Source organism: Streptomyces sp. NPDC006487 (assembly GCF_042870555.1).
Taxonomy (GTDB): domain Bacteria; phylum Actinomycetota; class Actinomycetes; order Streptomycetales; family Streptomycetaceae; genus Streptomyces.
Map to the genome: position 1 here is coordinate 11678 of NZ_JBIAHN010000015.1, position 25456 is coordinate 37133.

At 72.7% G+C, this 25456-nt stretch carries 27 protein-coding genes; 15 read left to right on the forward strand and 12 right to left on the reverse strand.

Going from position 1 to position 25456, the window contains the following annotated elements; translation table 11 throughout:
- Positions 1-28: 28 nt before the first annotated feature.
- Positions 29-847 (reverse strand): SDR family oxidoreductase, encoded by an 819-nt coding sequence (locus ACFYM0_RS25975; protein ID WP_388505477.1) that lies wholly within the window; start codon positions 845-847, stop codon positions 29-31.
- Positions 844-1992 (reverse strand): acyl-CoA dehydrogenase family protein, encoded by a 1149-nt coding sequence (locus ACFYM0_RS25980; RefSeq protein WP_388505480.1) that lies wholly within the window; start codon positions 1990-1992, stop codon positions 844-846. Before ACFYM0_RS25980 ends, ACFYM0_RS25975 begins: the two co-directional genes overlap by 4 nt.
- 46 nt (positions 1993-2038) lie before the next feature.
- On the opposite strand from ACFYM0_RS25980, the gene ACFYM0_RS25985 reads away from it, so the two are divergent.
- The 3 genes from ACFYM0_RS25985 to ACFYM0_RS25995 are packed head-to-tail and all read left to right on the forward strand — an operon-like array spanning position 2039 to position 5015.
- Entirely contained in the window at positions 2039-2887 is an 849-nt protein-coding gene (locus ACFYM0_RS25985) for an enoyl-CoA hydratase (protein WP_388505482.1), read from the forward strand.
- Positions 2887-4032 (forward strand): acyl-CoA dehydrogenase family protein, encoded by a 1146-nt coding sequence (locus ACFYM0_RS25990; protein WP_388505485.1) that lies wholly within the window; start codon positions 2887-2889, stop codon positions 4030-4032. The genes ACFYM0_RS25985 and ACFYM0_RS25990 overlap by 1 nt, the downstream gene beginning before the upstream one ends.
- Positions 4032-5015 carry an acyl-CoA dehydrogenase family protein gene (locus tag ACFYM0_RS25995; RefSeq protein ID WP_388505487.1) on the forward strand — a complete coding sequence of 328 codons (984 nt, stop codon included), beginning with the start codon at positions 4032-4034 and terminating at the stop codon, positions 5013-5015. Before ACFYM0_RS25990 ends, ACFYM0_RS25995 begins: the two co-directional genes overlap by 1 nt.
- On the opposite strand, the gene ACFYM0_RS26000 is transcribed toward ACFYM0_RS25995, so the two are convergent.
- Genes ACFYM0_RS26000 through ACFYM0_RS26010 form a run of 3 tightly spaced genes read right to left on the reverse strand, consistent with a single transcriptional unit; the run spans position 4997 to position 6934 of the window.
- Positions 4997-5374 (reverse strand): DUF2568 domain-containing protein, encoded by a 378-nt coding sequence (locus tag ACFYM0_RS26000; protein WP_388505489.1) that lies wholly within the window; start codon positions 5372-5374, stop codon positions 4997-4999. The genes ACFYM0_RS25995 and ACFYM0_RS26000 overlap by 19 nt on opposite strands.
- A gap of 54 nt (positions 5375-5428) precedes the next feature.
- On the reverse strand, positions 5429-6229 hold the full coding sequence (locus ACFYM0_RS26005; RefSeq protein ID WP_388505492.1) for a class I SAM-dependent methyltransferase: 801 nt from the start codon (positions 6227-6229) through the stop codon (positions 5429-5431).
- A 51-nt stretch (positions 6230-6280) separates the two neighbouring features.
- Entirely contained in the window at positions 6281-6934 is a 654-nt protein-coding gene (locus ACFYM0_RS26010; RefSeq protein ID WP_388505495.1) for a response regulator, read from the reverse strand.
- 229 nt (positions 6935-7163) lie between these two features.
- On the opposite strand from ACFYM0_RS26010, the gene ACFYM0_RS26015 reads away from it, so the two are divergent.
- The 4 genes from ACFYM0_RS26015 to ACFYM0_RS26030 all read left to right on the forward strand — a co-directional run bounded on the left by ACFYM0_RS26015 (position 7164) and on the right by ACFYM0_RS26030 (position 11819).
- Positions 7164-8294 carry a peptidoglycan DD-metalloendopeptidase family protein gene (locus ACFYM0_RS26015; protein ID WP_388505498.1) on the forward strand — a complete coding sequence of 377 codons (1131 nt, stop codon included), beginning with the start codon at positions 7164-7166 and terminating at the stop codon, positions 8292-8294.
- Between the two features lie 176 nt (positions 8295-8470).
- Entirely contained in the window at positions 8471-9676 is a 1206-nt protein-coding gene (locus ACFYM0_RS26020) for a sensor histidine kinase (protein ID WP_388505501.1), read from the forward strand.
- A 127-nt stretch (positions 9677-9803) separates the two neighbouring features.
- Positions 9804-10007: a cold-shock protein gene (locus tag ACFYM0_RS26025; RefSeq protein ID WP_112447913.1), complete on the forward strand. Its 204-nt coding sequence runs from the start codon at positions 9804-9806 to the stop codon at positions 10005-10007.
- A 120-nt stretch (positions 10008-10127) separates the two neighbouring features.
- The gene (locus ACFYM0_RS26030; protein ID WP_388505504.1) at positions 10128-11819 is read left to right on the forward strand and encodes a DEAD/DEAH box helicase; all 1692 of its coding nucleotides are present in this window, start codon (positions 10128-10130) and stop codon (positions 11817-11819) included.
- 72 nt (positions 11820-11891) lie between these two features.
- Here the strand turns inward: ACFYM0_RS26030 and ACFYM0_RS26035 are convergent, their stop codons facing one another.
- Genes ACFYM0_RS26035 through ACFYM0_RS26055 form a run of 5 tightly spaced genes read right to left on the reverse strand, consistent with a single transcriptional unit; the run spans position 11892 to position 16343 of the window.
- Positions 11892-12824 carry a tyrosine-protein phosphatase gene (locus tag ACFYM0_RS26035; RefSeq protein WP_388505507.1) on the reverse strand — a complete coding sequence of 311 codons (933 nt, stop codon included), beginning with the start codon at positions 12822-12824 and terminating at the stop codon, positions 11892-11894.
- Between the two features lie 31 nt (positions 12825-12855).
- On the reverse strand, positions 12856-13962 hold the full coding sequence (locus ACFYM0_RS26040; protein WP_388505510.1) for an NAD(P)H-dependent flavin oxidoreductase: 1107 nt from the start codon (positions 13960-13962) through the stop codon (positions 12856-12858).
- Positions 13963-13966: 4 nt separating this feature from the next.
- Entirely contained in the window at positions 13967-14719 is a 753-nt protein-coding gene (locus ACFYM0_RS26045) for a CoA-transferase subunit beta (protein WP_388505513.1), read from the reverse strand.
- Positions 14716-15567: a CoA transferase subunit A gene (locus tag ACFYM0_RS26050; protein ID WP_388505516.1), complete on the reverse strand. Its 852-nt coding sequence runs from the start codon at positions 15565-15567 to the stop codon at positions 14716-14718. The genes ACFYM0_RS26045 and ACFYM0_RS26050 overlap by 4 nt, the downstream gene beginning before the upstream one ends.
- Positions 15564-16343, reverse strand: coding sequence for an enoyl-CoA hydratase family protein (locus tag ACFYM0_RS26055; protein WP_388505519.1), 780 nt, complete (start codon positions 16341-16343; stop codon positions 15564-15566). The genes ACFYM0_RS26050 and ACFYM0_RS26055 overlap by 4 nt, the downstream gene beginning before the upstream one ends.
- Before the next feature lie 56 nt (positions 16344-16399).
- Here ACFYM0_RS26055 and ACFYM0_RS26060 point away from each other — a divergent pair, with 56 nt between their 5' ends.
- Both ACFYM0_RS26060 and ACFYM0_RS26065 read left to right on the forward strand, forming a co-directional pair.
- Positions 16400-17164, forward strand: a complete 765-nt coding sequence (locus ACFYM0_RS26060) for an SDR family oxidoreductase (protein ID WP_388505522.1) — start codon at positions 16400-16402, stop codon at positions 17162-17164.
- 1 nt (position 17165) lies between these two features.
- On the forward strand, positions 17166-18074 hold the full coding sequence (locus tag ACFYM0_RS26065) for an SDR family oxidoreductase (protein ID WP_388505525.1): 909 nt from the start codon (positions 17166-17168) through the stop codon (positions 18072-18074).
- A gap of 122 nt (positions 18075-18196) precedes the next feature.
- On the opposite strand, the gene ACFYM0_RS26070 is transcribed toward ACFYM0_RS26065, so the two are convergent.
- Complete coding sequence (locus tag ACFYM0_RS26070; protein ID WP_388505528.1) at positions 18197-18814, reverse strand: hypothetical protein; 618 nt, start codon at positions 18812-18814, stop codon at positions 18197-18199.
- A gap of 210 nt (positions 18815-19024) precedes the next feature.
- Between ACFYM0_RS26070 and ACFYM0_RS26075 the strand changes: the two genes are divergently transcribed.
- Genes ACFYM0_RS26075 through ACFYM0_RS26100 form a run of 6 tightly spaced genes read left to right on the forward strand, consistent with a single transcriptional unit; the run spans position 19025 to position 24295 of the window.
- Entirely contained in the window at positions 19025-19807 is a 783-nt protein-coding gene (locus ACFYM0_RS26075; RefSeq protein ID WP_388505529.1) for a 2-keto-4-pentenoate hydratase, read from the forward strand.
- Positions 19808-19813: 6 nt separating this feature from the next.
- Positions 19814-20716, forward strand: coding sequence for an acetaldehyde dehydrogenase (acetylating) (locus ACFYM0_RS26080; RefSeq protein WP_388505531.1), 903 nt, complete (start codon positions 19814-19816; stop codon positions 20714-20716).
- Complete coding sequence (gene dmpG, locus ACFYM0_RS26085; RefSeq protein WP_388505534.1) at positions 20713-21759, forward strand: 4-hydroxy-2-oxovalerate aldolase; 1047 nt, start codon at positions 20713-20715, stop codon at positions 21757-21759. The genes ACFYM0_RS26080 and dmpG overlap by 4 nt, the downstream gene beginning before the upstream one ends.
- Positions 21760-21808: 49 nt before the next feature.
- Positions 21809-22957 carry a Rieske 2Fe-2S domain-containing protein gene (locus ACFYM0_RS26090; RefSeq protein ID WP_388505536.1) on the forward strand — a complete coding sequence of 383 codons (1149 nt, stop codon included), beginning with the start codon at positions 21809-21811 and terminating at the stop codon, positions 22955-22957.
- Positions 22957-23187, forward strand: coding sequence for a hypothetical protein (locus tag ACFYM0_RS26095; protein WP_388505539.1), 231 nt, complete (start codon positions 22957-22959; stop codon positions 23185-23187). The genes ACFYM0_RS26090 and ACFYM0_RS26095 overlap by 1 nt, the downstream gene beginning before the upstream one ends.
- The gene (locus tag ACFYM0_RS26100; protein ID WP_388505542.1) at positions 23180-24295 is read left to right on the forward strand and encodes a 2Fe-2S iron-sulfur cluster-binding protein; all 1116 of its coding nucleotides are present in this window, start codon (positions 23180-23182) and stop codon (positions 24293-24295) included. The genes ACFYM0_RS26095 and ACFYM0_RS26100 overlap by 8 nt, the downstream gene beginning before the upstream one ends.
- Before the next feature lie 106 nt (positions 24296-24401).
- Here ACFYM0_RS26100 and ACFYM0_RS26105 read toward each other — a convergent pair whose 3' ends face one another.
- Positions 24402-25283, reverse strand: coding sequence for an IclR family transcriptional regulator (locus tag ACFYM0_RS26105; protein ID WP_388505545.1), 882 nt, complete (start codon positions 25281-25283; stop codon positions 24402-24404).
- Between the last annotated feature and the right edge of the window lie 173 nt (positions 25284-25456).

A 25456-nucleotide genomic window follows, 5' to 3' on the forward strand; every position in this document is an offset into this window, starting at 1 on the left:
GTACTGCGCCGGCCGGTCATCCGACGCCCTACGCGTGCTGACTGCTGACCGACACGGTCTCGCCCGTCATGTACGACGAGTAGCCGCTGGCCAGGAACACGATGACGTTGGCCACCTCCCAGGGCTCGGCGTACCGGCCGAAGGCCTCGCGGGCGGTGAGTTCGGCGAGCAGCTCCTCGCTGGTGACCTTCACCAGGTGCGGGTGCATCGCCAGGCTCGGCGCGACCGCGTTGATCCGTACGCCGAACTCCGCGGCCTCCAGCGCGGCGCAACGGGTCAGCGCCATCACCCCGGCCTTGGCTGCGGCGTAGTGGGCCTGCCCGGTCTGGGCGCGCCAGCCGATGACGGAGGCGTTGTTGACGATCACCCCGCCCGCGCCGGAGGCCTTCAAGGACCGCATCGCGGCGCGGGTGCAGCGGAAGGTGCCGTTCAGCGTGACGTCGAGGACGCGGGACCACTGGTCGTCGGTCATGTCGACGAGGTTCGTGGTGCCGCCGAGCCCGGCGTTGTTGACGACGAGGTCGAGGCCGCCGTGGAGCCGTTCGGCGAGTGCGAAGAAGGCACCCACCTGCTCCTCGTCGGTGACGTCGCAGGGCAGCGAGGCGACCCGGTCCGCGCCGAACTCCGCGGCCAGCGCCTCCTCGGTCTCCTTGAGCCGGCGGGCGTGCGCGTCGCCGATGAGGACGCGGGCACCCTCTTCCAGGAAGCGGCGGGCGGTCGCCCCGCCGATGCCGGCCCCGGCGGCCGCGGTGATCACGGCGCTCCGGCCCTTCAGCAGTCCGTGCCCGGGCACGTACTCGGGTGCGGTGCGGAGCACGTTGCCGGGCCGGTCTTCCGGTGCGTTCACGCCCGGACCTCCTTGGGAAGGCCGAGGATTCGCTCGGCGACGATGGTGCGCTGGATCTCGTCGGAGCCCGCGTAGAGGGTGTCGGAGCGGGAGAAGAGGAAGAGCCGCTGCCAGTCGTCGAGGTCGTACGGGTCCCCGTGCGCCCCCGCCGCCAGGAGCGAGGCGGCTCCGCAGACGTCCATGGCGAGTTCGCCGAGGTCCCGGTGCCAGCGGGCCCAGTACAGCTTGGCCGTGGACGGGGCGACCCCGGGCCGCAGCGCGGAGGCGCGCATGGTCTCCAGGCCGATCCAGGCCCGGACGAGCCGGTCGCGGATCAGCGGATCGGCCATCGCGCCGTTGCGCTTCGCCAGCGCGGCCAGGTCCTCGAGCTCGCGGCGGAAGCCGACCTGCTGGCCGAGGGTGGAGACGCCGCGTTCGAAGCCGAGGGTGGCCATGGCGACGGCCCAGCCCTCGCCGGGCGCGCCGACGACGTGGGCGGCGTCGGTGCGGGCCCCGTCGAAGAAGACCTCGTTGAACTCGGAGGTCCCGGTCAGCTGCACGATGGGCCGGACCTCCACCCCGGGCTGGTCCATCGGGACCAGGAGGTAGGACAGCCCCGCGTGCCGGCGGGAGCCCGGCTCGGTGCGGGCCACGACGAAGCACCACTGGGAGGCGTGGGCCAGGGAGGTCCAGATCTTCTGGCCGTCCACCACCCACGCGCCGTCCACCAGGGCGGCCCGGGTACGGATGTTGGCCAGGTCCGAGCCGGCCTCGGGCTCGCTGTAGCCCTGGCACCACAGCTCCTCCACGGCCCGGATGGGCGGCAGGAAGCGCCGCCGCTGCTCCTCGGTGCCGTGCGCGATGAGGGTGGGGCCGAGGAGCTGCTCGCCTATGTGGTTCACGCGCGCGGGCGCGTCGGCCAGCGCGTACTCCTCGTGGAAGGCGATCTGCTGCGCGGTGCTCGCGCCGCGGCCTCCGTGCTCCGCGGGCCAGCCCACGCAGGTCCAGCCGTGCGCCGCCATGTGCCGCTCCCACGCGAGGCGTTCGGCGAAGGCCTCGTGCTCCCGGCCCGGTCCGCCGCGGCCCTTGAGGGCGGCGAACTCACCGGTGAGGTGGGTCCGTAGCCAACTCCGAACCTCGGTGCGGAACTCCTCGACGCTGCTCATGGCCGTACGTTAACCTACCAAACACTTGTTAGGGAAGGATCCAGGGATGCCCGCTGACACCCCCGCCCCGGTGCTCTACGAGCGCCGCGGCCCGGTCGCGTACGTGACCATGAACCGCCCCCGATACCGCAACGCCCAGAACAGCGCGATGACCTACGCCCTCGACGACGCCTTCTACCGCGCCGCCGACGATCCCGCGGTCAAGGTCGTCGTCCTGGCAGGGGCCGGCGAACACTTCTCGGCGGGCCACGACATCGGCACCCCGGAGCGCGACGCGCACCTGCCCTTCGAACGCCGGGCGGGCCTGTGGTGGGACCACTCCCAGCGCTCGGGCGCGGAATCCCGCTTCGCCCGCGAATCCGAGGTCTACCTCGGCATGTGCCGCCGCTGGCGCGAACTGCCCAAGCCCGTCATCGCCTCCGTCCACGGCGCCTGCGTGGCCGGCGGGCTGATGCTCGCCTGGGTCTGCGACCTGATCGTGGCCAGCGAGGACGCCTTCTTCGCCGACCCCGTCGTCCGGATGGGCATCCCGGGCGTCGAGTACTTCGCCCATCCGTGGGCGATGCCCCCGCGCATCGCCAAGGAGTTCCTCTACACCGGCGACCGGATGCCCGCCCGCCGCGCCTACGAGATCGGCATGGTCAACCGGATCGTCGAGCGCGCCGAACTGACCGGAGCCACGGACCGGCTCGCCCTGCGGATCGCCGAAATGCCCTCCTTCGGCCTCGCCCTCACCAAGCGCGCCGTCAACCAGGCCGAGGACCTCCAGGGCCTGCACACCGGCATGGACTCCGTCTTCGGGCTGCACCACCTCGCCCACGCACACAACGCCGAGACGGCGGCGGACTCGCTCGGCGGCATCAACATCTCCGCGATGAAGGAGGCGAACAGCTGATGGACCTGAACCACTCGACGGACGTGGAGGCCTTCCGGGCCGAGGCGCGCGACTGGCTGGCCGCCCACGTGCCCGCCACCCCCCTGCCCTCCCTGGAGACCCGCGAGGGATTCGCCGCCCACCGGGAATGGGAGGCGCTCCTGCACTCCGCCCGCTGGGCGGTGGTGTCCTGGCCCGAGGAGTACGGCGGCCGCGGCGTGGACATCGAGCACTGGCTGGTCTTCGAGGAGGAGTACTGGGCCGCCGGCGCGCCCGGCCGGGTCTCGCAGAACGGCATCAACCTGCTCGCCCCCACCCTCTTCGACCACGCCACCGAGGAGCAGCGCGCCCGCGTCCTGCCCTCCATGGCGAGCGGCGAGACGATCTGGGCCCAGGCCTGGTCCGAGCCCGAATCCGGCTCCGACCTCGCCTCCCTGAAGTCCCGCGCCGTGCGCACCGAAGGCGGCTGGCTGCTGTCCGGGCAGAAGACCTGGTCCTCACGGGCCGCCTTCGCCGACCGCGCCTTCGGCATCTTCCGTACCGACCCCGACACCCCCAAACCCCACCAGGGCCTCACCTACCTGATGTTCGACCTGCACGCCCCCGGGGTCACCGTGCGGCCCATCGGCCGCCTCGACGGAAAGCCCGCCTTCGCGGAACTCTTCCTCGACGAGGTCTTCGTCCCCGACGCGGACGTCATCGGGGAGCCCGGACAGGGCTGGCGGATCGCCATGTCCACCACCGGCAACGAGCGCGGGCTCACCCTGCGCGCCCCCGGCCGCTTCCTCGCCGCCGCCGACCGCCTCGTGGAGCTGTGGCGGAGCCACGGGGACCCGGCCGACACCGCACTGCGCGACCGGGTCGCCGACGCGGTGGTCGGAGCCCGCGCCTACCAGCTGTTCACCTGGGCCAACGCCTCCCGCTTCGCCTCCGGCGAGACGATCGGCGCCGAGTCCAGCCTGAACAAGGTGTTCTGGTCCCGGTACGACATCGCCCTGCACGAGAGCGCCCTCGACCTGCTGGGCCCCGACGCGGAACTCGCCGACGGGGAATGGGCCGAGCCGTGGATCTTCTCCCTCGCCGGTCCCATCTACGCGGGGACCAACGAGATCCAGCGCGACATCATCGCCGAGCGGCTGCTCGGCCTCCCGAAGGGCCGCCGCTGATGCGCTTCCTGCCGACCGAAGAACAGTCGGACTTCGCCCGCACCCTGCACGGACTGCTCGCCGCCTCGGACGTCCCGGCGGCGGTACGGGCCTGGGGCGGGGGCGACCACACCCCCGGCCGGGCCGTGTGGGCGCGGCTCGCGGACACCGGGCTGTTCGCCCTCGCGGCCGACGAGGCCCACGGGGGCCTGGGCCTCATGCCGCTGGAGCTGGCAGGCGGGTTCGTGGAGCTGGGCCGCGCGGGAGTCCCGGGCCCGGTGGCGGAGACGGCCGCCGCCGCCGTACTCCTGACCCGGCTCGCAGACGAAGCACTGGCCAAGCGGTTCCTCCCCGGGCTGGTGGCGGGGGAGACCTCGGCCACCCTCACGCTGCCCGGCGGGAGCCCGTACGCCCTGGACGCCGACGCGGCCACCCACCTCTTCACGGTGTCCGAGGCCGGGGAACTCCGCCTGGCCCCCGGCGCCGGCCCGCTCCGCACCTCCCTCGACCCCGCCCGCCGCCTGGCCCTTCCGGACCCCGGCGGCGAACTCCTTGCCTCCGGCCCGGCGGTCACCGCGGCGGCCCGGGACGCCGCGGACTGGGCCCGGCTGCTGACCGCCGCCCAGTGCCTCGGCACCGGCGAGGCACTCCTCGCCCGCACGGTGCAGTACGCGAAGCAGCGCACCCAGTTCGGCACGGCGATCGGCGGCTTCCAGGCGGTCAAGCACCGGCTGGCCGACACCCTGATCGGCCTGGAGTTCGCCCGGCCGCTGCTCTGGGCGGCCGCGCTCTCCCTGGCCCCCGGGGAGGTCGCCGCGGCGAAGCTGACCGCGGGCGAGGCGGCGTACGCGGCGGCCATGACCGCGCTCCAGCTCCACGGGGCCGTCGGCTACACCGAGGAACTCGACCTCTCCCTGTGGCTGCGCAAGGCCCGCCCGCTGCGCGACGCCTGGGGGAGCCCCTCGCAGTGCCGGGCGGCGGTGCTTCAGGAGCGGCTCCGGTAGTACGTGGCCAGGGCGGTGTTCACCACCACGATCACCGTGAACCAGAGGGACGGCAGCCGCTGCCCGAGCGCGAGCAGCGCCAAGGCGGCGGCGCCGAACACCACCGCCTTCACACCGAGCTGAGCGGCGAGCGGGACGGCGTAGCGGGCCTTCGGCGCGGCGAACATCCCCCAGAGCACGGCGGCGGCGAGCGGCGCGGCCACTGCCAGGGCGATCGACACCACCCGCCCTATGTCACGCGTGAAACCCCACCAGGCGAGCAGGCCCAGGGCCAGCAGCTCCAGCAGGAAGGCGAGGCCCTCGTTGGCGAGGAAGAACACCTTGACGGCAGGGGGCAGGGAAGAAGAAGAGGAGGACATGCCCGCCAGCCTCGTGCGGCCGGGGCGGAGGGCGCCAGTCCGCCCCGGGCCGTCTCACATGACGGCCACGCTGACGCTCACCACGTAGGGCTCCTCCACCGTCCCGTCCGGAAAGAGCGGGTTCAGCCGCTCCCGCTCGGCCTCCAGGAACTGCCGCGACCCCGCCTCGCCCAGGAGCAGGAAAGCGGAGTGGCTGGCCAGGTTCGCCAGGTGCGCATCCAGCGGGATCCGCCGGGACCACGGCACGGTCCGCGTGGTGAAACCCGAGTCGAGGCCGCGCGGGAGCGTACGGAAACCCAGTGCCTGGGCGCTCCCGCCGACCGCGCCGGCGCCGCCCGCGACACCGCCACCCGGGCCGGCCCTGAAGAAGGCACGGATCCGCTCGCCCTGCTCCGCGACCCAGCCGGCCGACTCGTCCAGGTCGTTCCACCAGATCGCCAGCGCCCCGCCGGGCTTCAGCACCCGGCGGGCCTCGGGCGCGGACCGCGCCGGATCCGTCCAGTGCCAGGCCTGGGCGTACGTCAGGAAGTCGAAGGCGGCCCCGGCCAGCGGCAGCCGGTCCCCGTCCCCGCGCACGATCGGGATCCCCGGCCGGGTGCGCCGGAACTCCGCAGCCATCCCGTCCCCGGGCTCCACCGCCACCACCTCCGCTCCCCGGGCGCGCATCGGCGCCGTCCCGATCCCGGTCCCCGCGCCCACGTCGGCGACCCGGGCCCCGGCGAACCGGCGTCCGGCCAGCTCCTCGACGGCGTCGTACAGCGCCTCGGGATAGCCGGGCCGGTGCCGCCCGTAGAGAGCGGCGGCGCTGTCGAAGGACCGGGCCCGGGAGCGGGGAGTCGTCCGAGCTGTCGTCATGGTTGCCATTGTTTTCGACCGGGCCCGCTCCGGCCAGCCCTTCCGGCCGGCTCACGCGGCGCGGACCAGCCCCGCCTCGTAGGCGAGGATCGCGGCCTGGGTCCGGTTGGAGAGGTCGAGCTGCGTCAGGATCCGCGAGACGTACGTCTTCACGCTCGCCGGGGACAGGTGCAGCGCCTGCGCTATCTGCAGGTTGGTCCGGCCTTCGCCGACCAGCGCGAGGACGTCCCGCTCTCCGGGGGACAGGGTGGAGAGCTGCTCCGCGTGGTCGGGGGCCTCGGTGCGGGTGTCCGCCCGTTCCAGCAGCACCCGCATCGCCCCGGGAGCCAGGGCGCTGCCGCCTGCCGCGACCGTGCGGATACCGGCGAAGAGCTCCTCGGGGCGCAGGTCCTTCAGCAGGAATCCGGCCGCTCCGGCCCGCAGCGCGTCCAGGACCAGGTCGTCCGCCGTGTAGCCGGTGAGGACGAGCACGCGCGGCGGATCCGGCAGCCGCAGCAGCTGCAAGGTCGCCTCCAGGCCGTCGACCTTCGGCATGACCAGGTCCATCAGCACCACGTCGGGCCGGTGCGTGCGCGCCAGTGGCACCGCCTCCGCCCCGTCGGCGGCTTCCGCGACCACCTCGATGTCGGGCGCGCTCGCGAGCAGGGTCACCAAGCCCGACCGTATGAGGCTCTGGTCGTCGACCACCATCACGCGGATCGTCATGTGACCCACCTCCCCCGAATCCCCGTCTCATTGCGGACATTACCGGCATACATGGACTTAAGTCCCCTCAACCCTCCCTCCCCAGTCCCCTTTTGCCGTCCTGCTTGTCCTCTTTCGGCGACTTCGGGGACCCCTCGTCCTCCCGGACGGTGGTTACCGAGGCCGAACGCACCACCGCTTCACCCGGCGCACCGGCCTCCGCCAATGTCCCCGAAGTCAGGAACTCCGCATGTCTTTCCCGTCTGCTCGTACCCTCGCCGGTCTCGTTGTCGCCGGTATCGCCGCACCCGCCGCCGTGGGTCTCGTGGCACAGCCCGCGTCCGCCGCGTCGGTCGGCACGTGGGACAAGGTCGCCCAGTGCGAGTCGACCGACGACTGGAGCATCGACACCGGCAACGGCTACTACGGCGGCCTGCAGTTCTCCTCCAGTACGTGGGCGGAGTTCGGCGGCCGGCAGTACGCCCCCCAGGCCGACCAGGCCACCAAGGCGCAGCAGATCGCCGTCGCCGAGAAGGTCCTGGCGACCCAGGGCCCCGGTGCCTGGCCCTCCTGCGGCAAGCTCGCCGGCCTGCAGCGCGGCGGACCGGCTCCCGAGGCCCCCGAAGCTCCCGCCAGGGGCGCCGGCACCTCTGCCGCGGACGAGAGCGCCGAGGCCCCGGCCGCCCCGAAGGCCCGGGGCGCGAACCACTACACCGTGGTCAGCGGCGACACCCTCGGCACCATCGGCTCCGAACTCGGCGTCAGCTGGGAGTCCCTCTACTCCGGGAACCGCTCGGTGATCGGGTCCGACCCGGACGTGATCTTCCCGGGCCAGCGCCTCGCGTACGGCTCCGACTCCGGCGGCGGCACCCAGACCGCACCGAAGCCCTCCAGCTCGTCCGGCTCCTCGGAGTCCTCCGACTCTTCGGATGCTTCGGGGTCCTCCGACTCCTCCGGCAGTGGCTCCAGCGGCAGCGCCGAAGGCGTCCTGCCCGTCTCGGGCGGCAGCATCTCCGCGCGCTACCACCAGGCGGGCGGCTGGGCCGCCGGCTACCACACCGGCATCGACTTCGCGGTGTCCACCGGCACCCCGGTCCGGGCCGCGGCCGCGGGCACCGTCGTGTCCTCCGGCTGGCAGGGCGCGTACGGCAACGCCGTGGTCATCAAGCACGACGACGGCCGCTACACCCTCTCCGCCCACCTCTCCTCGGCGACCGCCTCCGAAGGCGAGCGCGTCTCCGCCGGTGAGCAGATCGGCCGCTCCGGCAACACCGGCAACTCCACCGGCCCGCACCTCCACTTCGAGGTCCGCTCCAGCAACAGCTACGGCGCCGACGTCAACCCGGTCTCCTGGCTGAACGGCCTCGGCGTCTCCGTGTAAGGAGCGGACGGGCCGACACGGGCCGGTTCACCAAGACCGATTGACCCCAAACCGACCCCCAAACCGACCCCCAACGCGTCTCCCCGGGATGCCCCTTCGGCGGAAGGAGGGCAACCTGGGGTGACGTTTTGGCATGTTCTGCGCACTTCTGTGCGCCGACGGGGGGTGGTGGAGTCATGCAGGCCGTGCCCGGTCGCGCCGGACAGCTGCTGGAGCAGGGTCTGCGGACCCTGACCGGGGAGGGCAGCGGGGCGCCGGACCCCGTGCGCGCCCGCCGCACCGACATCTGGCTCGTGCTCCTCTGCGGACTGCTCACCACGCTCAACCTCCACGACGTCCACCGCTTCGGCCTCGTCACCGACTACCCCACGAGCCTGGCCGCCGGCTGGCTCGCGGCGCTCTCCCTGCTCTGGCGCCGTTCCCACCCCTGGATCCCGGCCCTCGTGGCCACCGCCGCCACCGTCGTCTCCGACGACCGCGGCCCCCTCGTCTTCGCCGCCTACGCCCTGGCCGCGTACGGCCGCACCCACCGCTGGGGCGGGGTCCTGCTGATGGCCGTCGTCTACGCGGCCACCCGCGACCTGTTCCTGCCGCTCGGGTACGCCGGGCGCGACCCCGCCTCCTTCGTCCTCGGCTCCATCCTCGTGCCCGCCCTGTACGGGGAGACCGTGCGCCGCAACCGGCACGTGGTGACCGCGCTGCGGGAGCGGGCCCGACAGGCGCACGCCGCCGTGGACCAGGCTGCCGACCTGGCTGTCGTCCAGGAGCGCACCCGTTTGGCCCAGCGCACCCACGACGGGCTCGGCCACCGCCTCACGGCCCTCACGATGCAGGCCGCCGCCCTGCGGCTGGACGCCGAGGCCGATCCCCGGGTCCGTGAGGCCGCCGGCGCCGTGGAGGAGTCGGCGCGGGCCGCGATGGCGGAGGTCAGGGAGGTGCTGGACATGCTGACCGACCCCGCGGGCAGCCGTGCGTACGCCTCGCCCGTGGACGTGGGCCGCTTCCTCGGCTCCCTCGCCCGGAACATGCGGGCCACCGGCATGGAGATCACCCACCGGACCCAGCCCGGTCTCGGACCCTTCCCGGCGGCCGACGGGCGGCTGCTGCTGCGGATAGCCCGCGAGGGGCTCACCAACGCGGCGAAGTACGCCCCCGGGTCCGCTGTCCGGATGAATCTGTCCGCCGAGGGCGGGGAGATCCGCCTCGATGTGGTCAACACCGCTCCGGAGGGGGAACGGATCGTCCTCGACTCCGGCGGGATGGGCATTCCGGGGCTCCGCCGCGCCCTCACGGAGGTGGGCGGGAAGCTGCGCGCCGGACCCACTCGGGACGGAGGTCACATGCTCGCCGCGACACTCCCCGACCGACGTGTGCTAGCTTAGAGCTCGTTGCAGTTGTGGTACCCATGAACTTTATGTGCGCCTGACGGGAATGCTCCGACAGGCGCTTTTATTGTTTTGCCGGAATCTCCGGATGGGGCCCTTTGCCGCCTATTCAGGAGATTCAAAAATGGCACTTGGCACCGTGAAGTGGTTCAACTCGGAAAAGGGCTTCGGCTTCATCGAGCAGGACGGTGGCGGCCCGGACGTCTTCGCCCACTACTCGAACATCGCCACCCAGGGCTTCCGTGAGCTCAACGAGGGCCAGCGCGTGTCCTTCGACGTCACCCAGGGCCAGAAGGGCCCCCAGGCGGAGAACATCCTCCCCGCCTAAGGCAGTCAGCACGCCGGGGTCCGCACCGAGTAGGTGCGGGCCCCGGCTTGTCTGCTGTTTCGAACCATTTGAATTGCAGTGCCTTTGTAGTACCTGCCGGTTTCAGGAGGGCTTTCCCGCATGACCAGCTCCAGCTCCGCACGACCCAGCCGCCGCCCCACCCGGGGTCGAGGTGCGGCCCAGGGACGTCCGAAGGCTGGCGCGGGACGGCAGAAGTCCGCCCCCGTAGCCAGGCCCCAAGAATTCACCATGCCCGAACCGCTGACCCCGGCCCTGCCGCCCGTGGAAGCGTTCGAGGACATGGACATGCCCGAGGCGCTGCTGAAGACCCTCGCCGCCCAGGGCGTCACCCAGCCGTTCCCGATCCAGGCCGCGACCATCCCGAACTCCCTCGTCGGCCGTGACCTGCTCGGCCGCGGCCGTACCGGCTCCGGCAAGACGCTGGCCTTCGGCCTGGCCCTGCTGGCCCGCACCGCCGGCCGCCGCGCCCAGCCGAAGCAGCCGCTCGCCCTGGTCCTCGTACCGACCCGTGAGCTCGCGCAGCAGGTCACCGACGCGATGGCCCCGTACGCCACGGCCGTCAACCTGCGGATCACGACCGTCGTCGGCGGCATGTCGATCAACCGGCAGTCCGGCGCCCTGCGCCGCGGCGCCGAGGTGCTCGTCGCCACCCCCGGCCGCCTGAAGGACCTCATCGACCGCGGTGACGCCGACCTCTCCCAGGTCTCCATCACGGTCCTCGACGAGGCCGACCAGATGACCGACATGGGCTTCATGCCGCAGGTCACCGCCCTGCTCAAGCAGGTCCAGCCCGAGGGCCAGACCATGCTGTTCTCGGCGACCCTCGACAAGAACATCGACAAGCTCGTCAAGATGTTCCTCACCGACCCGGTCGCCTTCTCCGTCGACCCGTCCGCCGGTGCGGTCAGCACGATGGAGCACCACGTCCTGTACGTCATGGACGAGACCGACAAGAAGGCCGTGGCCACGCGCATAGCCGCTCGCGACGGCCGGGTGATCATGTTCGTCGACACCAAGCGCGGAGTCGACCGCATGGTCAAGAAGCTCCTCGCCGACGGCGTCCGCGCCTCCGGCCTGCACGGCGGCCGCTCGCAGCCGCAGCGCAACCGGACCCTCGACTGGTTCAAGACGGGCGAGGTCACCGCGCTGGTCGCCACCAACGTGGCCGCGCGCGGCATCCACATCGACGACCTCGACCTCGTCGTCAACGTGGACCCGCCGACCGACCACAAGGACTACCTGCACCGCGGCGGCCGCACCGCCCGCGCCGGCGAGTCCGGCAGCGTCGTCACGCTGGTCCTGCCGGACCAGAAGCGCGACATGACCCGCCTGATGTCGGACGCCGGGATCTCCCCGCACACCGCGCAGATCAAGTCCTCCGATGAGGAGCTCGCGCGCATCACCGGCGCCAAGGAGCCCTCGGGCATCCCGGTCGTCATGGACGTGCCGCAGGCGACCCCGCCGCGTCAGCGTTCCGCCGGCCAGGCCGGCGGGGGTTCGGGCTCCGGCGCGCGCCGTCGCTCGGGCGGACCGCGTACGGGCTCCGGCACGGGCGCGGCTCCGGCGGCCGGGGGCGGCCGAGGCCGTCGCACCGGTGGCGGCGCCGCCGGTCAGGCTCCGGCCTCCGGCTCCGGCCAGGCCCGCCGTGGCCAGGGCGGACAGGGCGGCTCCACGGGCGGTTCCGGCGAGCGCGGCCGGCGTACCGGCGGCGCCCCGTCCGGTGGTGCGGCCGCGGCTTCGGCCCGCAGCCGCGTGGGTGGCGCGGGCCAGGGCCGCCGCCGCTCCGCCTGATCCGAACGACCTTCGTACGCACCCCTGCGCCGGGCGGCAGCCGCCGCCCGGCGCAGGGGTGTTTTCGGCTGCCTAGCGGACCATCTTCACCTGGAGCTTCGCCAGGGTCCTCAGGTCCAGGCCGAGGCCGTCGGTGAGGTAGCCGTACAGGCTGCCGTAGTCGGCCTCCATCTGCGCGGTCGCCGCGTCCAGGTAGTCCTGGCGGACTTCCTGGAGCGGGATCAGCAGATCGGGGTTCTGCATCCGGCCGGATGCCTTCACACCCGCCCGCACCTGGGCGTCGTACGCCGCGCGGAAGGTGTTCGAGGCCAGGTAGTCGCGCTCGGCCGTGGCCTTCGGGACGGCCAGGGCGTTCAGCAGGACGTAGCTCATCCAGCCCGTCCGGTCCTTGCCCGAGGTGCAGTGGTACAGCAGCGGGCCCTGGTTCCCGTCGGCGATCTCGCGGAGGGTGACCGCGAACTGCGCCCGGTTCTCGGCGTTGGTCACGAACGCGCGGTAGACGTCGCGCATGTACGCCTCGGCGCGGCCGCCGCCGAGCATCTGCTCCTGCTTCACGGGATCACCGCTGCCTATCGCGGACATCAGCAGCCCGTACAGGCCGTTGTCGTTGACCGGGCGGGCGGTGGAGGCCATACCGGCGGGCAGCTTGTCGGCCCCGTCGTACTGGACCTCCATGGGGATGCGGAAATCGAGGACCTTCGTGAGGCCCAGACCGCCGACGGCCGTGATGTCCGAGGCGGTCAGCTTGCCCAGCGCGTCGGAGCGGTAGACCAGTCCCTGACGAACCTGGCCTCCCGTCCACGTGCGGTAGCCACCGAGGTCGCGGACGTTGACCGCGCCCTGGAGGGGGATCTGGCGGATCGTTTCCGCCGACGGCGTGTGCCAGGGGTGACGCGAGGCGGCGACCCTGTCGGCCGGCGCGGCGTACGCGGCGGCGGGCAGGGTCCCGATGGCGAGGGCGGAAGCGAGCACCGCGGTCGCCAGGCGGATTCGGGCACGGCTCATCTGGGGCAACTCCTGTAACGGAGAAGGGGAATCACCCTGGTGGTGGCAGGGTGCCGAGCGGGTGAGGGGGGAGGGGGAGATGCTGTGGGGGAGTGAGGCCGTGCAGCCGTTCCAGCACGGCGTGGGCCTCGGCCATGACGCGGGTGACGAGCTCCGCACAGGACGGAAGATCCTCGATCACGCCCGCGACCTGGCCCGATGCCATGACGCCGAGGTCCGTACGGCCCTCGACCATGGACGCCTTGAGGAGCATGGGGGTGTTCGCGGCGAGCAGCACCTGGCTCCAGGACAGGTCCTTGCCGTGTTTCATCGCGAGGCCGTCCCGGACCATCTCCGCCCAGGTCAGGCCCGAAAGCTTCTTGAAGCCGGCCGCGTGCCGCACCGCCTTGGCCAGCGCCTTCGTCCGCCCGGCCCGCTCCAGGGAAGCGACCAGCTCGCTGCGCAGCATCCGGTGCGGGAGCCCGTCCACGGCCGTGGTGAGCGTGACGTCCTTCACGCTCGCCTTCAGGTACTCGGCCTTCACCGCGTCCGGGACCGTCGAGTCGGAGGTCAGCAGGAACCGGGTGCCCATGGCGATGCCCGCGGCCCCGTAGGCCAGCGCCGCCGCCAGGCCGCGGCCGTCGCTGAAACCACCCGCCGCGATCACCGGGATGTCCACCGCGTCGACCACCTGCGGCAGCAGCACGGTCGTGGCCACGTCACCGGTGTGCCCGCCGCCCTCGCCGCCCTGAACGATCACCGCGTCCGCGCCCCACGCCGCGACCTTCTCGGCGTGCCGCCGGGCCCCGATCGAGGGGATCACCACCACGCCCGCGTCCTTGAGCCGCGCGATCAGTTCCCTGGACGGGGCGAGCGCGAAGGAGGCCACCCGGACGCCCTCGTCGATGATCAGCTGCGCCCGCTCGGCCGCGTCCCCGGCGTCCGCACGCAGATTGACCCCGAACGGGGCGTCCGTACGGGACTTGACCTCGTGGACCGCCGCCCGCAGCTGCTCCATCGTCATGGTCGCCGAGGCCAGGATGCCGAGCGCCCCCGCATTGGCCGCCCCCGACACCAGGCGCGGACCCGCGACCCAGCCCATGCCCGTCTGCACGATCGGATGCTCGACCCCGACCAGCTTGGTGAATGCCGTCTCCATCGGATCAGACCCGCACTTCCCGGTCGCGCAGCCCCTTGGGGTCGATGACCTCGCGGATCAGCCGCAGCTCCTCCGGCGTCGGTTCCCGCGTGTACGGGACGTCGTCGGCGATCGCCAGCTCGAAACCGGTGGCCGCCCGGACCTGCTCCACGGTGACGCCCGGGTGCACGGAGGCCAGGCGCATGGCGTGGCCGGGGCCGGTGAAGTCGAAGACGCCGAGATCGCTGACCACGCGGGGCAGCCGGTGGAAGCGGGTGACCCCGGCCGCCTCGGCCCGGTCGTAGCCCACGCCGCTCACCATGTCGACGCGCTCGACGAACACCCGCGTGGAGTGCTTGGGGATCCAGTAGCTCACCGGATTGTTCAGGGTGTTCACCGGGGCCCCGCGCACCCCGAGCAGCTGGCGGGCCGGCTGCTCCCAGTCCCCGATGCAGGAGATGTTCTGGTTGCCGAACCGGTCGATCTGGCTGGCGCCCATCATCACGTGCCGGCGGCCGCCGGTGACCATCGTCAGGTGACGGCGGTACGGGAGCCAGCCCTCGGCCGAGCCGTCGAGCCCGACCAGCATGGCTTCGCCGTCGGTCAGCAGCAGGTCGGGGGAGAAGGTCCGCTTCGCCAGCCGGGCCCCGAAGGAGGGCACCAGGCCCATCGGGCTGGCCAGCACCTCGCCGTTGTCCCGCCACGCCTCGGCGCAGGCGATCACGCAGTACTCGGCGCGGGTCACCGCGGCCGTGGTCGTCGTGGAGGGCGTGCTCACTTCTGCTCCTCGTGCCAGGCCTGGACGGCCGACTGGTAGGCGTGCTCGCTGTCGCCGGAGAGGAAGCGTTCGGCGAACTCGGGCCAGGGGACGGTGGCGTACAGCTTCTGGAAGGCCTCGTCGCGGTCGTAGTCGGGGGCGCAGGAGGTGAAGTGCGCGCCGTTCGGGGTCTCCACGACCCCGGTCACCGAGTGCCGGCTGACGAGCAGGGACTGCGGCGGCCCGGACTTGGCGAGCTCCGCGGTCTCCACGAGCTGCTCGCAGGAGACGTAGGCGGCGTCGGCGGCCTCGCAGAAGAGGTCGTCGAAGTACGGGTCGGGGCCCAGGTACTGGGCGTTGCCGAGCCGGTCGGCCCGGTTGAGGTGGACCAGGGCCGCGTCCATGCGCAGGGCGGGGACCGCCACGAACTCCTCCCCGTCGGCGTACGGGGAGGTGACGGTGCGCAGCTCGGGGTTGACGCGCATGACGTCGGATCCGAGGCCGGCGCGGACCGGGAGGAAGGGCATCCGGTTGGCGGCCGCGTGCAGCCCCCACATGAACATGGCCTCGTCGAGCTCGGTGAGGGCGAAGGCGCGGCTCTCGCGGGCGGCCCGGTAGTGCGGCTCCAGCGGGATGGAGTCGAGGGTGACGAAGGGGGTGACCAGTCTGCGGATCCGGCCGGCCGCGGCGAGCAGGCCGACGTCGGGGCCGCCGTACGAGACCACGGTGAGATCGGTGATCTCGGAGCGGAGCAGGGCGCGGACCAGGGCCATGGGCTTGCGCCGCGAACCCCAGCCGCCGATGCCGACGGTCATGCCGTTCCGCAGCCGGCCGACCACGTCTTCGGGGGTCATGCTCTTGTCGGTCATGCCGATTCCGCCTTTGCTTCGGTGCTTCCGGAGGGGCCGCTGCTGCCGAAGGTGTCGCGGACCCGGTCGGCCACGCCGCTGAGGTTGGCCTCGAAGGTGAAGCCCTGCTCGAAGCGGTAGCTGCGGCGCACGTCCACGGGGTCGATGCCGTTGATGGCCGCCTTGGCGAGCCGGATCAGGTACCCGTCCTTCTTCGCGATCTCGGCGGCCAGCTCCAGGGCGGCCGCGCGCAGTTCGCCCGGCGGGACCACCCTCCACACCGAGCCGTGCGCGTGCAGCTCCGCGGCGGTGGCGGTGCGCGAGGTGTAGTACAGGGTCCGCATGAGGTGCTGCGGGACGAGCCGGGCCAGGTGGGTGGCGGCCCCGAGGGCGCCCCGGTCCAGTTCCGGCAGTCCGAAGGTCGCGTCCTCGGAGGCGACGATGGCGTCGGCGTTGCCGACCAGGCCGATCCCGCCGCCGAGGCAGAAGCCGTTCACGGCCGCCACGACCGGCACCTCGCACTCGTAGACGGCGGCGAAGGCCTCGTAGCAGCCCCGGTTGGCGCCGATGAGCGAGGCGTGGCCGGTGTCGCGCTGCATCTCCTTGATGTCGACGCCGGCGTTGAAACCGCGGCCCTCGGCGGCCAGGACCACGCACCGGACCTCCGGGTCGCGGCCGGCCGCGCGAAGGGCGTCGGCCAGGTCGTACCAGCCCTGCACGGGCAGTGCGTTGACCGGCGGGTAGTCGACTGTGACGAGTGCGATGCCCTTGTCGGGGCTTGAGGTGGAGACACCCATGAGCGGATCAGCTACCTTTCCACCAAACATTTGTTAGGTGAGGAAGGTAGCAGCCGATGGAGCTCAACGGGAGGGTTGTCGTCGTCACCGGCGGAACCCGGGGCGTCGGCGCCGGGATCGCGCGGTCGTTCCTCGCGGCGGGCGCCGAAGTGGTGCTCTGCGCGCGCCGGCCGCCGGAGGAACCGGTCGAGTCGGCGGGCCGTACGGCGGTCTTCACCGCCCTGGACCTGCGCGATCCGGCCGCCGTACGGGAATTCTTCGGATCGGTCGCCGCACGCCACGGGCGCCTCGACTGCCTGGTGAACAACGCCGGCGGAACCCCGTACCGGCTGCTGGGGGAGGGCGAGGCCGAGCGTCACGCACGGGTCGTCGAGCTCAACCTCATCGCCCCGATGACCGCCTCGGTCGCCGCGTACCCCTGGCTCCGGGAGACCCGGGGCTCGATCGTGATGATCGGCAGCGTCAGCGGGACCCGGCCCTCGCCGGGCACGGCGGCCTACGGGGCGGCGAAGGCGGGACTGGAGAACCTGGCCCGCTCCATGGCCGTCGAATGGGCCCCCGAGGTACGGGTCAACTCACTGGTCCTGGGCATGGTGCGCACCGAACTGTCGCACCTGCACTACGGCGACGAGAGCGGGATCGCGGCGGTCGGCGCGACCGTACCGCTGGGACGGCTGGCGGAGCCCTCGGACGTGGGCGAGGCCGCCGTCTTCCTGGCCTCCGACCGGGCGGGGTACGTGAGCGGGGCGAGCCTGCTCGTGCACGGGGGCGGCGAGCGGCCGGCCTTTCTGGATGCGGCAACTGCGAACAAGGAGAGCTGACATGGGACTTGCCGAAGGCCGTGTGGTCATCGTGACGGGCGCCGGACGGGGGCTGGGCCGGGCCCACGCGCTGGCCTTCGCCGGGGAGGGGGCCCGGGTCGTGGTGAACGACCTCGGTGTCGGCCTGGACGGGCTCCCGGGGCCGGAGAGCCCGGCGGCGCTGGTCGTCGCCGAGATCCGGGCCATGGGCGGGGAGGCGGTGGCGCACGGCGGCGACATCGCGACGGCACAGGGCGCCGCGTCACTGGTCGAGACGGCCGTCTCGGCCTTCGGGAGGCTGGACACCCTCGTCAACAACGCGGGATTCCTGCGCGACCGGATGCTGGTGAACCTGGACGAGGACGACTGGGACGCCGTGATGCGGGTCCACCTGAAGGGGCACTTCCTGCCGCTCAAGCACGCGGCGGCCTACTGGCGGGCCGAGGCGAAGGAGGGCCGGCAGGTCGCCGCCCGGGTCGTCAACACCTCCTCGGGGGCGGGGCTGCTCGGGTCCGTGGGCCAGGGGAACTACAGCGCCGCCAAGGCCGGGATCCTCGGGCTGACCCTGGTGTCGGCGGCGGAAATGGGCCGCTACGGGGTCCAGGTCAACGCCATCGCCCCCGCGGCACGGACCCGGATGACGGAGCAGACCTTCGCGGACACCATGGCCGCCCCGGAAGCCGGGGCCTTCGACGCGATGGCCCCGGAGAACGTGTCCCCGCTGGTGGTGTGGCTCGGCTCCGACGCCTCCGCCGGGGTCACGGGCCGCGTCTTCGAGACGGAGGGCGGCCGCATCACGGTCATGGAGGGCTGGCGGCCCGGCCCCACGGCCGACTGCGGAGCGCGCTGGACTCCGTCGGAGGCGGGGGAGGCGACGACGAAGCTCCTGGCGCAGTCGGAGCCGCCGCAGCCGGTGTACGGGGCGCGCTGACGGGGGCCTGCGGGGGCTGACGGGCACCAGCGGGGGCCGACGGCGGCCGGTGGGCGCCGACCCCGTTCCGCGCCGACCCCGTCTGCGGGGCGGGCCGGTGCGGAACGGGGACGGCGACTGCCTCAGCGCGCGGCGGGCTTCGGGGCGGGGGCGGCCGGCTCCACCACGAAGCGGTACTCGTGGATCGCCTGCGCGTAACCGCACACGCCGTCCTTGCCGGCGTACCGGCCGTACTCGAAGGTGTCGCCGTCCCCGGCCTTGGCCGCACGGTCGGCCCTGACGCGCATCTTGACGTCGGAGCGGGCGCCGGGCTTCAGGGTCCGGGTGATCACGGCGTACTCCGTCAGGCGGCCGGGCATCGGCCGCCACTTCTTCGCGGCCCGGTCGTACCACTGCGTCGTGAGCTTGATGCTCGGGGAGCGGGTCCCCTCCTCCCACGCCGCGGCGTCCACCGTCGCGCCGACCCCCTTCAGCGGGCTCGCCGAGATGTTGACCGTGCGGAACGTGAAGGTGGACCACGTCCCCGCGACCAGCTTGGTCGGGAACCCGACCAGCTCGGAGGTGGTCCTCGCGGTCTGCGTCCACGAGGTGCACGAGGCGAAGGGGTCGGTGGCGGCGGGGTCGGTGGCGGCGGGCGTCGCCGCGACCGGCCGGGCCACGGCGGCGGGCGCCGCGATCAGTACGGCAGGGGCCGCGACGGTCGTCGCGGCGAGGATCGCCAGGGTGCGGCGGATGTTCATGGATCTCTCTCTGCTGGTGCTTCATGCGCGGTGGCGCATGCGTAAGCCGCACGTAAGACCACGAAACGGCCCCGGAGGTTGCCCCGGGCACCCGGATTTCCTCCCGGACGGGCCTTTCCCGGTGGCCGGGAAAACGCCCTCCCGGCGCCGGATGCGGGCCGTCTAGCCTCGCCGCACCGAACCCGCCCCCACCGCACGCGAGGACCGCACATGCTCTCGGACCGCCACCGGCTCCACGTCGCGCAGCAACTGCGATCCGCCGAGCACGCGCGGACGCCCGTCGCACCGCTCGGCGCCCGCTTCCCCGGCATCGACACCGAGGACGCCTACGAGATCCAGCTCCTGAACATCCGTCACCGCCTCGAGGCCGGCGACCGCGTCACCGGACACAAGGTCGGGCTGTCGTCCCCCGTCATGCAGGCCATGATGGGCGTGGAAGAACCCGACTACGGGCACCTGCTGCACTCCATGGAGCTGTACGAGGACACCCTGGTCCCCGCCGCCGCGTACTGCGCGCCGCGCGTCGAGGTCGAGGTCGGCTTCGTGCTCGGCGACGACCTCCCCGGCGCGGGCTGCACCGTCTCCGACGTCCTGGCCGCCACCGAGCGGGTCGTCCCGGCCCTGGAGCTCATCGACAGCCGGATCGCCGACTGGCGGATCACCATCGCCGACACCATCGCCGACAACGCCTCCTCCGCCGGATACGTCATCGGAGAGGGCCGCGACCCGCGCGGGCTCGACCTGAAGGCGATCGAAGCCACCCTGACCCGCGGCCCCGACGCCCTGGCGAGCGGCCGCAGCGACGCCGTGCTCGGCGATCCGGCCGCCTCCGTCGCCTGGCTGGCGCGGACCGTCGCCCGCTTCGGGGTCGAGCTCCGCAAGGGCCACCTCATCCTGCCCGGGTCCTGCACCCGCGCCGTGGACGTGGCCGCCGGGCGGACCTACACCGCCGACTTCACCGGGCTCGGCCCGGTCTCCCTCTCCTTCATCTGAGGTGCCATGACGAACACCAGGAAAGCGACCGCCGCCATCGTCGGCTCCGGGAACATCGGGACCGACCTGCTCTACAAGCTCCTGCGCTCCCCGCACATAGAACCCCGCTGGATGATCGGCGTGGATCCGGACAGCGAGGGCCTCGCCCGCGCCCGCCGGGCCGGAATCGAGGCCTCCCACGCGGGCGTCGACCGGCTCCTCGCCCAGGACGAACTGCCCGACCTGGTCTTCGAGGCCACCTCCGCCTACGTGCACCGCGCGAATGCCCCGCGCTACGCCGAACTCGGCATCAAGGCCGTCGACCTCACCCCCGCCGCCGTCGGCCCCGCCGTCGTCCCGCCGGCGAACCTGACCGCCCACCTCGACCGGGCCAACGTCAACATGATCACCTGCGGCGGCCAGGCCACCATCCCCATGGTGTACGCCGTCTCCCGCGTGGTCCCCGTCGCCTACGCGGAGATCGTCGCCTCGGTGGCCTCCGTCTCGGCGGGCCCCGGCACCCGGGCCAACATCGACGAGTTCACCCGTACCACCGCCCGGGGCATCGAGGAGATCGGCGGCGCCGCCCGCGGCAAGGCCATCATCATCCTCAACCCCGCCGACCCACCGGTCATCATGCGCGACACCGTCTTCTGCGCGATCCCGGCCGACGCCGACCGTGAGGCCATCGCCGCCTCCGTCAAGCAGGTCGCCGAGGACGTGGCCTCGTACGTACCGGGCTACCGGCTGCGCACCGAGCCGCAGTTCGACGACCCCTCCCCGCTCAACGGGGGCACGGCCCGGGTCGCGATCTTCCTGGAGGTGGAGGGCGCCGGCGACTACCTGCCGCCCTACGCCGGAAACCTCGACATCATGACCGCCGCCGCCACCAAGGTCGGCGAGGAGTTCGCGAAGGGACTGCAGAAGTGACCGACCGCCCGAGCCGCCCGAGCTACTCCGACACCCTCGACATCCGGATCACCGACTCCTCCCTGCGCGACGGTTCGCACGCCAAGCGCCACCAGTTCACGGGCGAGGACGTACGGTCGATCGTCTCCGCGCTCGACGGCGCGGGGGTCCCCGTCATCGAGGTCGCGCACGGGGACGGACTCGGCGGGTCCTCCTTCAACTACGGCTTCTCCAAGACGCCCGAGCAGGAACTCATCAAGATCGCCGCCGATACGGCGCGGAACGCGAAGATCGCCTTCCTGATGCTCCCGGGCCTCGGTGTGAAGGACGACATCCGCGCCGCCCACGGCAACGGCGGACAGATCTGCCGGATCGCCACCCACTGCACCGAGGCGGACATCTCCGTCCAGCACTTCGGGCTCGCCCGCGAGACGGGCCTGGAGACCGTCGGCTTCCTGATGATGGCCCACTCCACCACCCCCGAGAACCTGGCCCGCCAGGCCCGGATCATGGCCGACGCCGGCTGCCAGTGCGTGTACGTGGTCGACTCCGCGGGCGCCATGGTCATGGACGAGGTCACCGACCGGGTCGCGGCGCTCGTCGCCGAGCTGGGCCCCGACGCCCAGGTCGGCTTCCACGGCCACGAGAACCTCGGCCTGGGCGTGGGCAATTCCGTCGCCGCCGTCCGCGCGGGCGCGCTCCAGATCGACGGCTCCACCCGGCGCCTCGGCGCGGGCGCCGGGAACACGCCCGTCGAGGCCTTCGCCGCCGTCTGCCGGAAGATGGGCATCAGGACCGGCATCGACGTCCTGAAGATCATCGACGCGGCCGAGGACGTGGTCCGCCCCGTCATGGAAGACGAGTGCACCCTCGACCGCATGGCCCTGCTCATGGGCCACGCCGGCGTCTACTCCAGCTTCCTCAAGCACGCCTACCGCCAGGCCGAGCGCTACGGGGTCTCCGGCGCGCAGATCCTCCTGCGCGCGGGCGAACGCCGCCTCGTCGGCGGCCAGGAGGACCAGCTCATCGACATCGCGGTCGAACTGGCCGCCGAAGCGCGCTAGTCCCCCCATCCCAGCGCAGCACACCCACAACGAAGTGGAGGGCCACCCCATGGCCGAAACGACCGCGGTCGACGAAGCGCCCCGCGTCATCGAAGCCGCCGCCGTGCCCGCGAGGTTCGCCCGCGGCTGGCACTGCCTAGGACTCGCCGCCCCCTTCCGGGACGGAACCCCGCACGAGATCGAGGCCTTCGGCACGAAGCTCGTCGTCTTCCAGGGTGCCGACAGCGGGGAGCTGAGCGTCCTGAACGCCTACTGCCCCCACATGGGCGGCAACCTCGCCCACGGCACCGTCAAGGGCGACGCCGTCGCCTGTCCCTTCCACGACTGGCGCTGGTCCGCAGACGGCCGGTGCGCCGCCATCCCCTACGCCCGCCGCGTCCCGCCCCGCGCCAGGACCCGCGCCTGGACCTCGCTGGAGCAGAGCGGCCAGCTCTACGTCTGGCACGACCCGGAGGGCAACCCGCCGCCGCCCGAGGTCACGATCCCCGTCATCGAGGGCGTCGGCGACCCCGAGTGGAGCGACTGGAGCTGGAACTCACTGCGCGTGGAGAACTCCAACTGCCGCGAGATCGTCGACAACGTCGTCGACATGGCGCACTTCTACTACGTGCACTACGCCTTCCCGCACTACTTCAAGAACGTCTTCGACGGCCACGTCGCCACCCAGTACATGGAGTCCACCCCGCGCGGCGACGTGGACCTCGGCACCCTCTCCACCGGCGGCGGCCTGCGCTCGGACGCCTCGTACCACGGCCCCTCCTACATGATCGACAAGCTGTGGAGCGACATCGGCGGCGGCGTCGAACTCGAATCGGTCCTCATCAACTGCCATTACCCGATCGACGAGAACAGCTTCATGCTGATGTACGGGACCATCGTCAGGAAGCTCCCCGGCATGAGCGACGAACAGGCCGCCGAAGCCGCCCGCCTCACCTCCGAGGGCCTCGCCGTCGGCTTCGAGCAGGACGTCGAGATCTGGAAGAACAAGACCCGCATCGACAACCCCCTCCTCACCGAGGAGGACGGCCCCGTCTACCAGCTCCGCCGCTGGTACGAGCAGTTCTACGTAGACGCCGCCGACGTCAAGGACGAGATGGTCCGCCGCTTCGAGTTCGAGCTCGACACCGCCCGCGCCACCGCCGCCTGGAAGGCCGAGGTCGCCGAGAACCTCGCCCGCCGCGCGGCCGGGACCCCGTGATGACCCCCGTGGTGTGCGGGGAGTGCGGCACGCAGGTGCTGTGCGAGAAGTTCAGCCCCGCCCACATCCAGGTCCAGTGGACCGACGAGGCCGTCGCGGTGTGCCCGCGCATCGCCTCGGAGGCCGGGGAGGGCCGCCCCAGCGGCCGCGTCCGCTCCTGCGAGGCGCTGCGCGCGGGCATCGAGGCCGCCGTCCTGGCGGGCCGCCTGGAGGTGCCGGCCGATGTCTGACACCGACAGCCGTACGAAGTCCCGCGCCGCGGAGGTCCGGAGCCCGGCCCCGGCTGCCGCCCGGGGCGGAGCCGGCGGCAGGCTGCTGGCCCGCGTCACGGACCGGATCCAGGAGACCCCCGAAGCGGTCTCCCTCGTACTCGACGCGGAAATCCCGTACAGCCCGGGCCAGTTCCTCACCATCCGAGTCCCCTCGTCGAGCGGGGCGAACGACGCGGCCCGCTGCTACTCCCTGGCCGGGTCCCCGCACGCGGGGGACCCGCTGCGCATCACCGTCAAACTGGTCCCCGGCGGCGTCGGCTCCGGCTGGCTGTGCCGGGACGTGCGCATCGGCGACGAGCTGGAGATCCTGCCCCCCGCCGGCACCTTCACCCTGACCGACCCGGACCGGGACCTGCTGCTCGTGGCGGGGGGCAGCGGAATCACCCCGGTGCTCTCCCTCGCGAAGTCGGCGCTCGTGGCCGGCCGGGGCCACGTCGCCCTGGTGTACGCCAACCGCGACCCCGGCTCGGTGATCTTCCGCGACGAGCTGTGGGGGCTCGCCGAGGAACACCCCGGGCGGCTCACCGTCGTGCACTGGCTGGAGACCCTCCAGGGACTGCCGACCGCCCCGCAGCTGGGCCCGCTCGTGGCCCCGTACGCGACCCGCGAGGCCTACCTGTGCGGACCCGTTCCGCTGATGGACGCGGCGGAGGCGGCGGTGCGGGCCTCGGGCGGCCGGGGCCGGTCGATCCACCGGGAGCGGTACTTCTCCCTGAGCGGGGACGTCTTCGCCCCGCCGGTGCCGGGGGACGGGGCGGCGGGGGGCGGGCAGGACGCCGCCCCCGCCGGCGGCGCGACCGCCGAGGTGGAGCTCGAAGGGATCGTGCACACCGTCGCCTGGGGGCGGCAGACCTCACTGCTGACCGCACTGCTCGCCGCAGGCGTCCGCGCTCCGTACTCCTGCCGCGAAGGCGCCTGCAGCGCCTGCTGCTGCCGGGTGCTGGAAGGCGAGGTCACGATGGTCCGCAACGAGGTCCTGGTCCCCGAGGACCTGGCCGACGGCTACGTCCTGGCCTGCCAGGCCCTGCCGCTCGGCGACCGCGTCCGCATCAGCTACGACGGCTGAACGGCGCCCCCGGCCCGCAGGCCCCGCCGGACGGCTTCGGGCCCGGCCCCCTGGCGAGGGGTCGGGCCCGAAGCCGTTCACTCGTGCGTGGGGATACCACTACCCACTACATCCACTCGCTGAACCGCAGCCATCCCATCATGTTGTCCATCGCCTGCGCCGAGACCGCCGGCTCCAGGTCCCGCGCCGGCGCGGCCGCGGCCCGCCCCGGCCGGCCCGGCCCGTACAGCTCCCGCCACACCGACCGCGTGCAGGCCAGTACCGCCTGCGCGAGGCGGGCCGTCTCCCGGTCCCCCCGGCAGGAGGACACCGACACGGCGGCCACGGCCCGCCCGGCGCCCCGCAGCGGCGCGGCCACGCAGGAGATGCCGCGGAAGCTCTCCTCCCGGTCGTACGCCACCCCGCGCTCGCGGACCGCCGCCAGCTCCGAACGCAGCGCGAGCGGCCGGATCAGGGTGCGCGCGGTGCGCGGGCGCAGCCCCTGCGTGAGGACGTGTTCCACCGCGGCGGGATCACTGAACGCGAGGATCGCCTTCCCGGCGGCCGTGCAGTACGCCGGCATGCGGCCGCCGACCCGCGAGGGCACCGTGGTGGCCTGCGAACCGCCGATCCGCTCCAGGCACACCACCTCGGCCCCGTCGAGCACCGACAGGTGCACCACCCGGCCCGTCTGCTCGTGCAGCGCGTGCAGCAGCGGCAGCGCGGCCCGGCGCAGCCGGTTGTGGTGGGAGGCGAGCGCGCCCAGCTCCAGCATGCGCATGCCCATGCGGTAGTCCCGGCCCTCGCGGTCCAGCCAGCGCAACTGCACCAGCTGGTCGAGGATCCGGTGGGCGGAAGAACGTGGGATTCCGGAGCGGCGTACGACCTCGGTGAGCGACAGCCGCGGCTGTGGCCCCTCGAAGGCGCCCAGCACCTTCGCGGCCTTCTCCAGCAGCGAAAGCGGTGCGAGCCCGGTCTCCGCGACCTGCTCCATGAACTGGTCGAGCACGAGAAAACCCCCTGCGTGAGGCGTTGGGGCGACCCTGCCACGCGCCCCCGGCCGGAGGGAAGCACCCGGAGAGGTCTATTTCATTCAGTAATACTTCAAGTAGTTGCTTCGAGGAGTTCCGAGGAGTTCCGGGGGAGTTCCGAGGAGCTTCCCGCTCAGCGGGAACAGCTCGT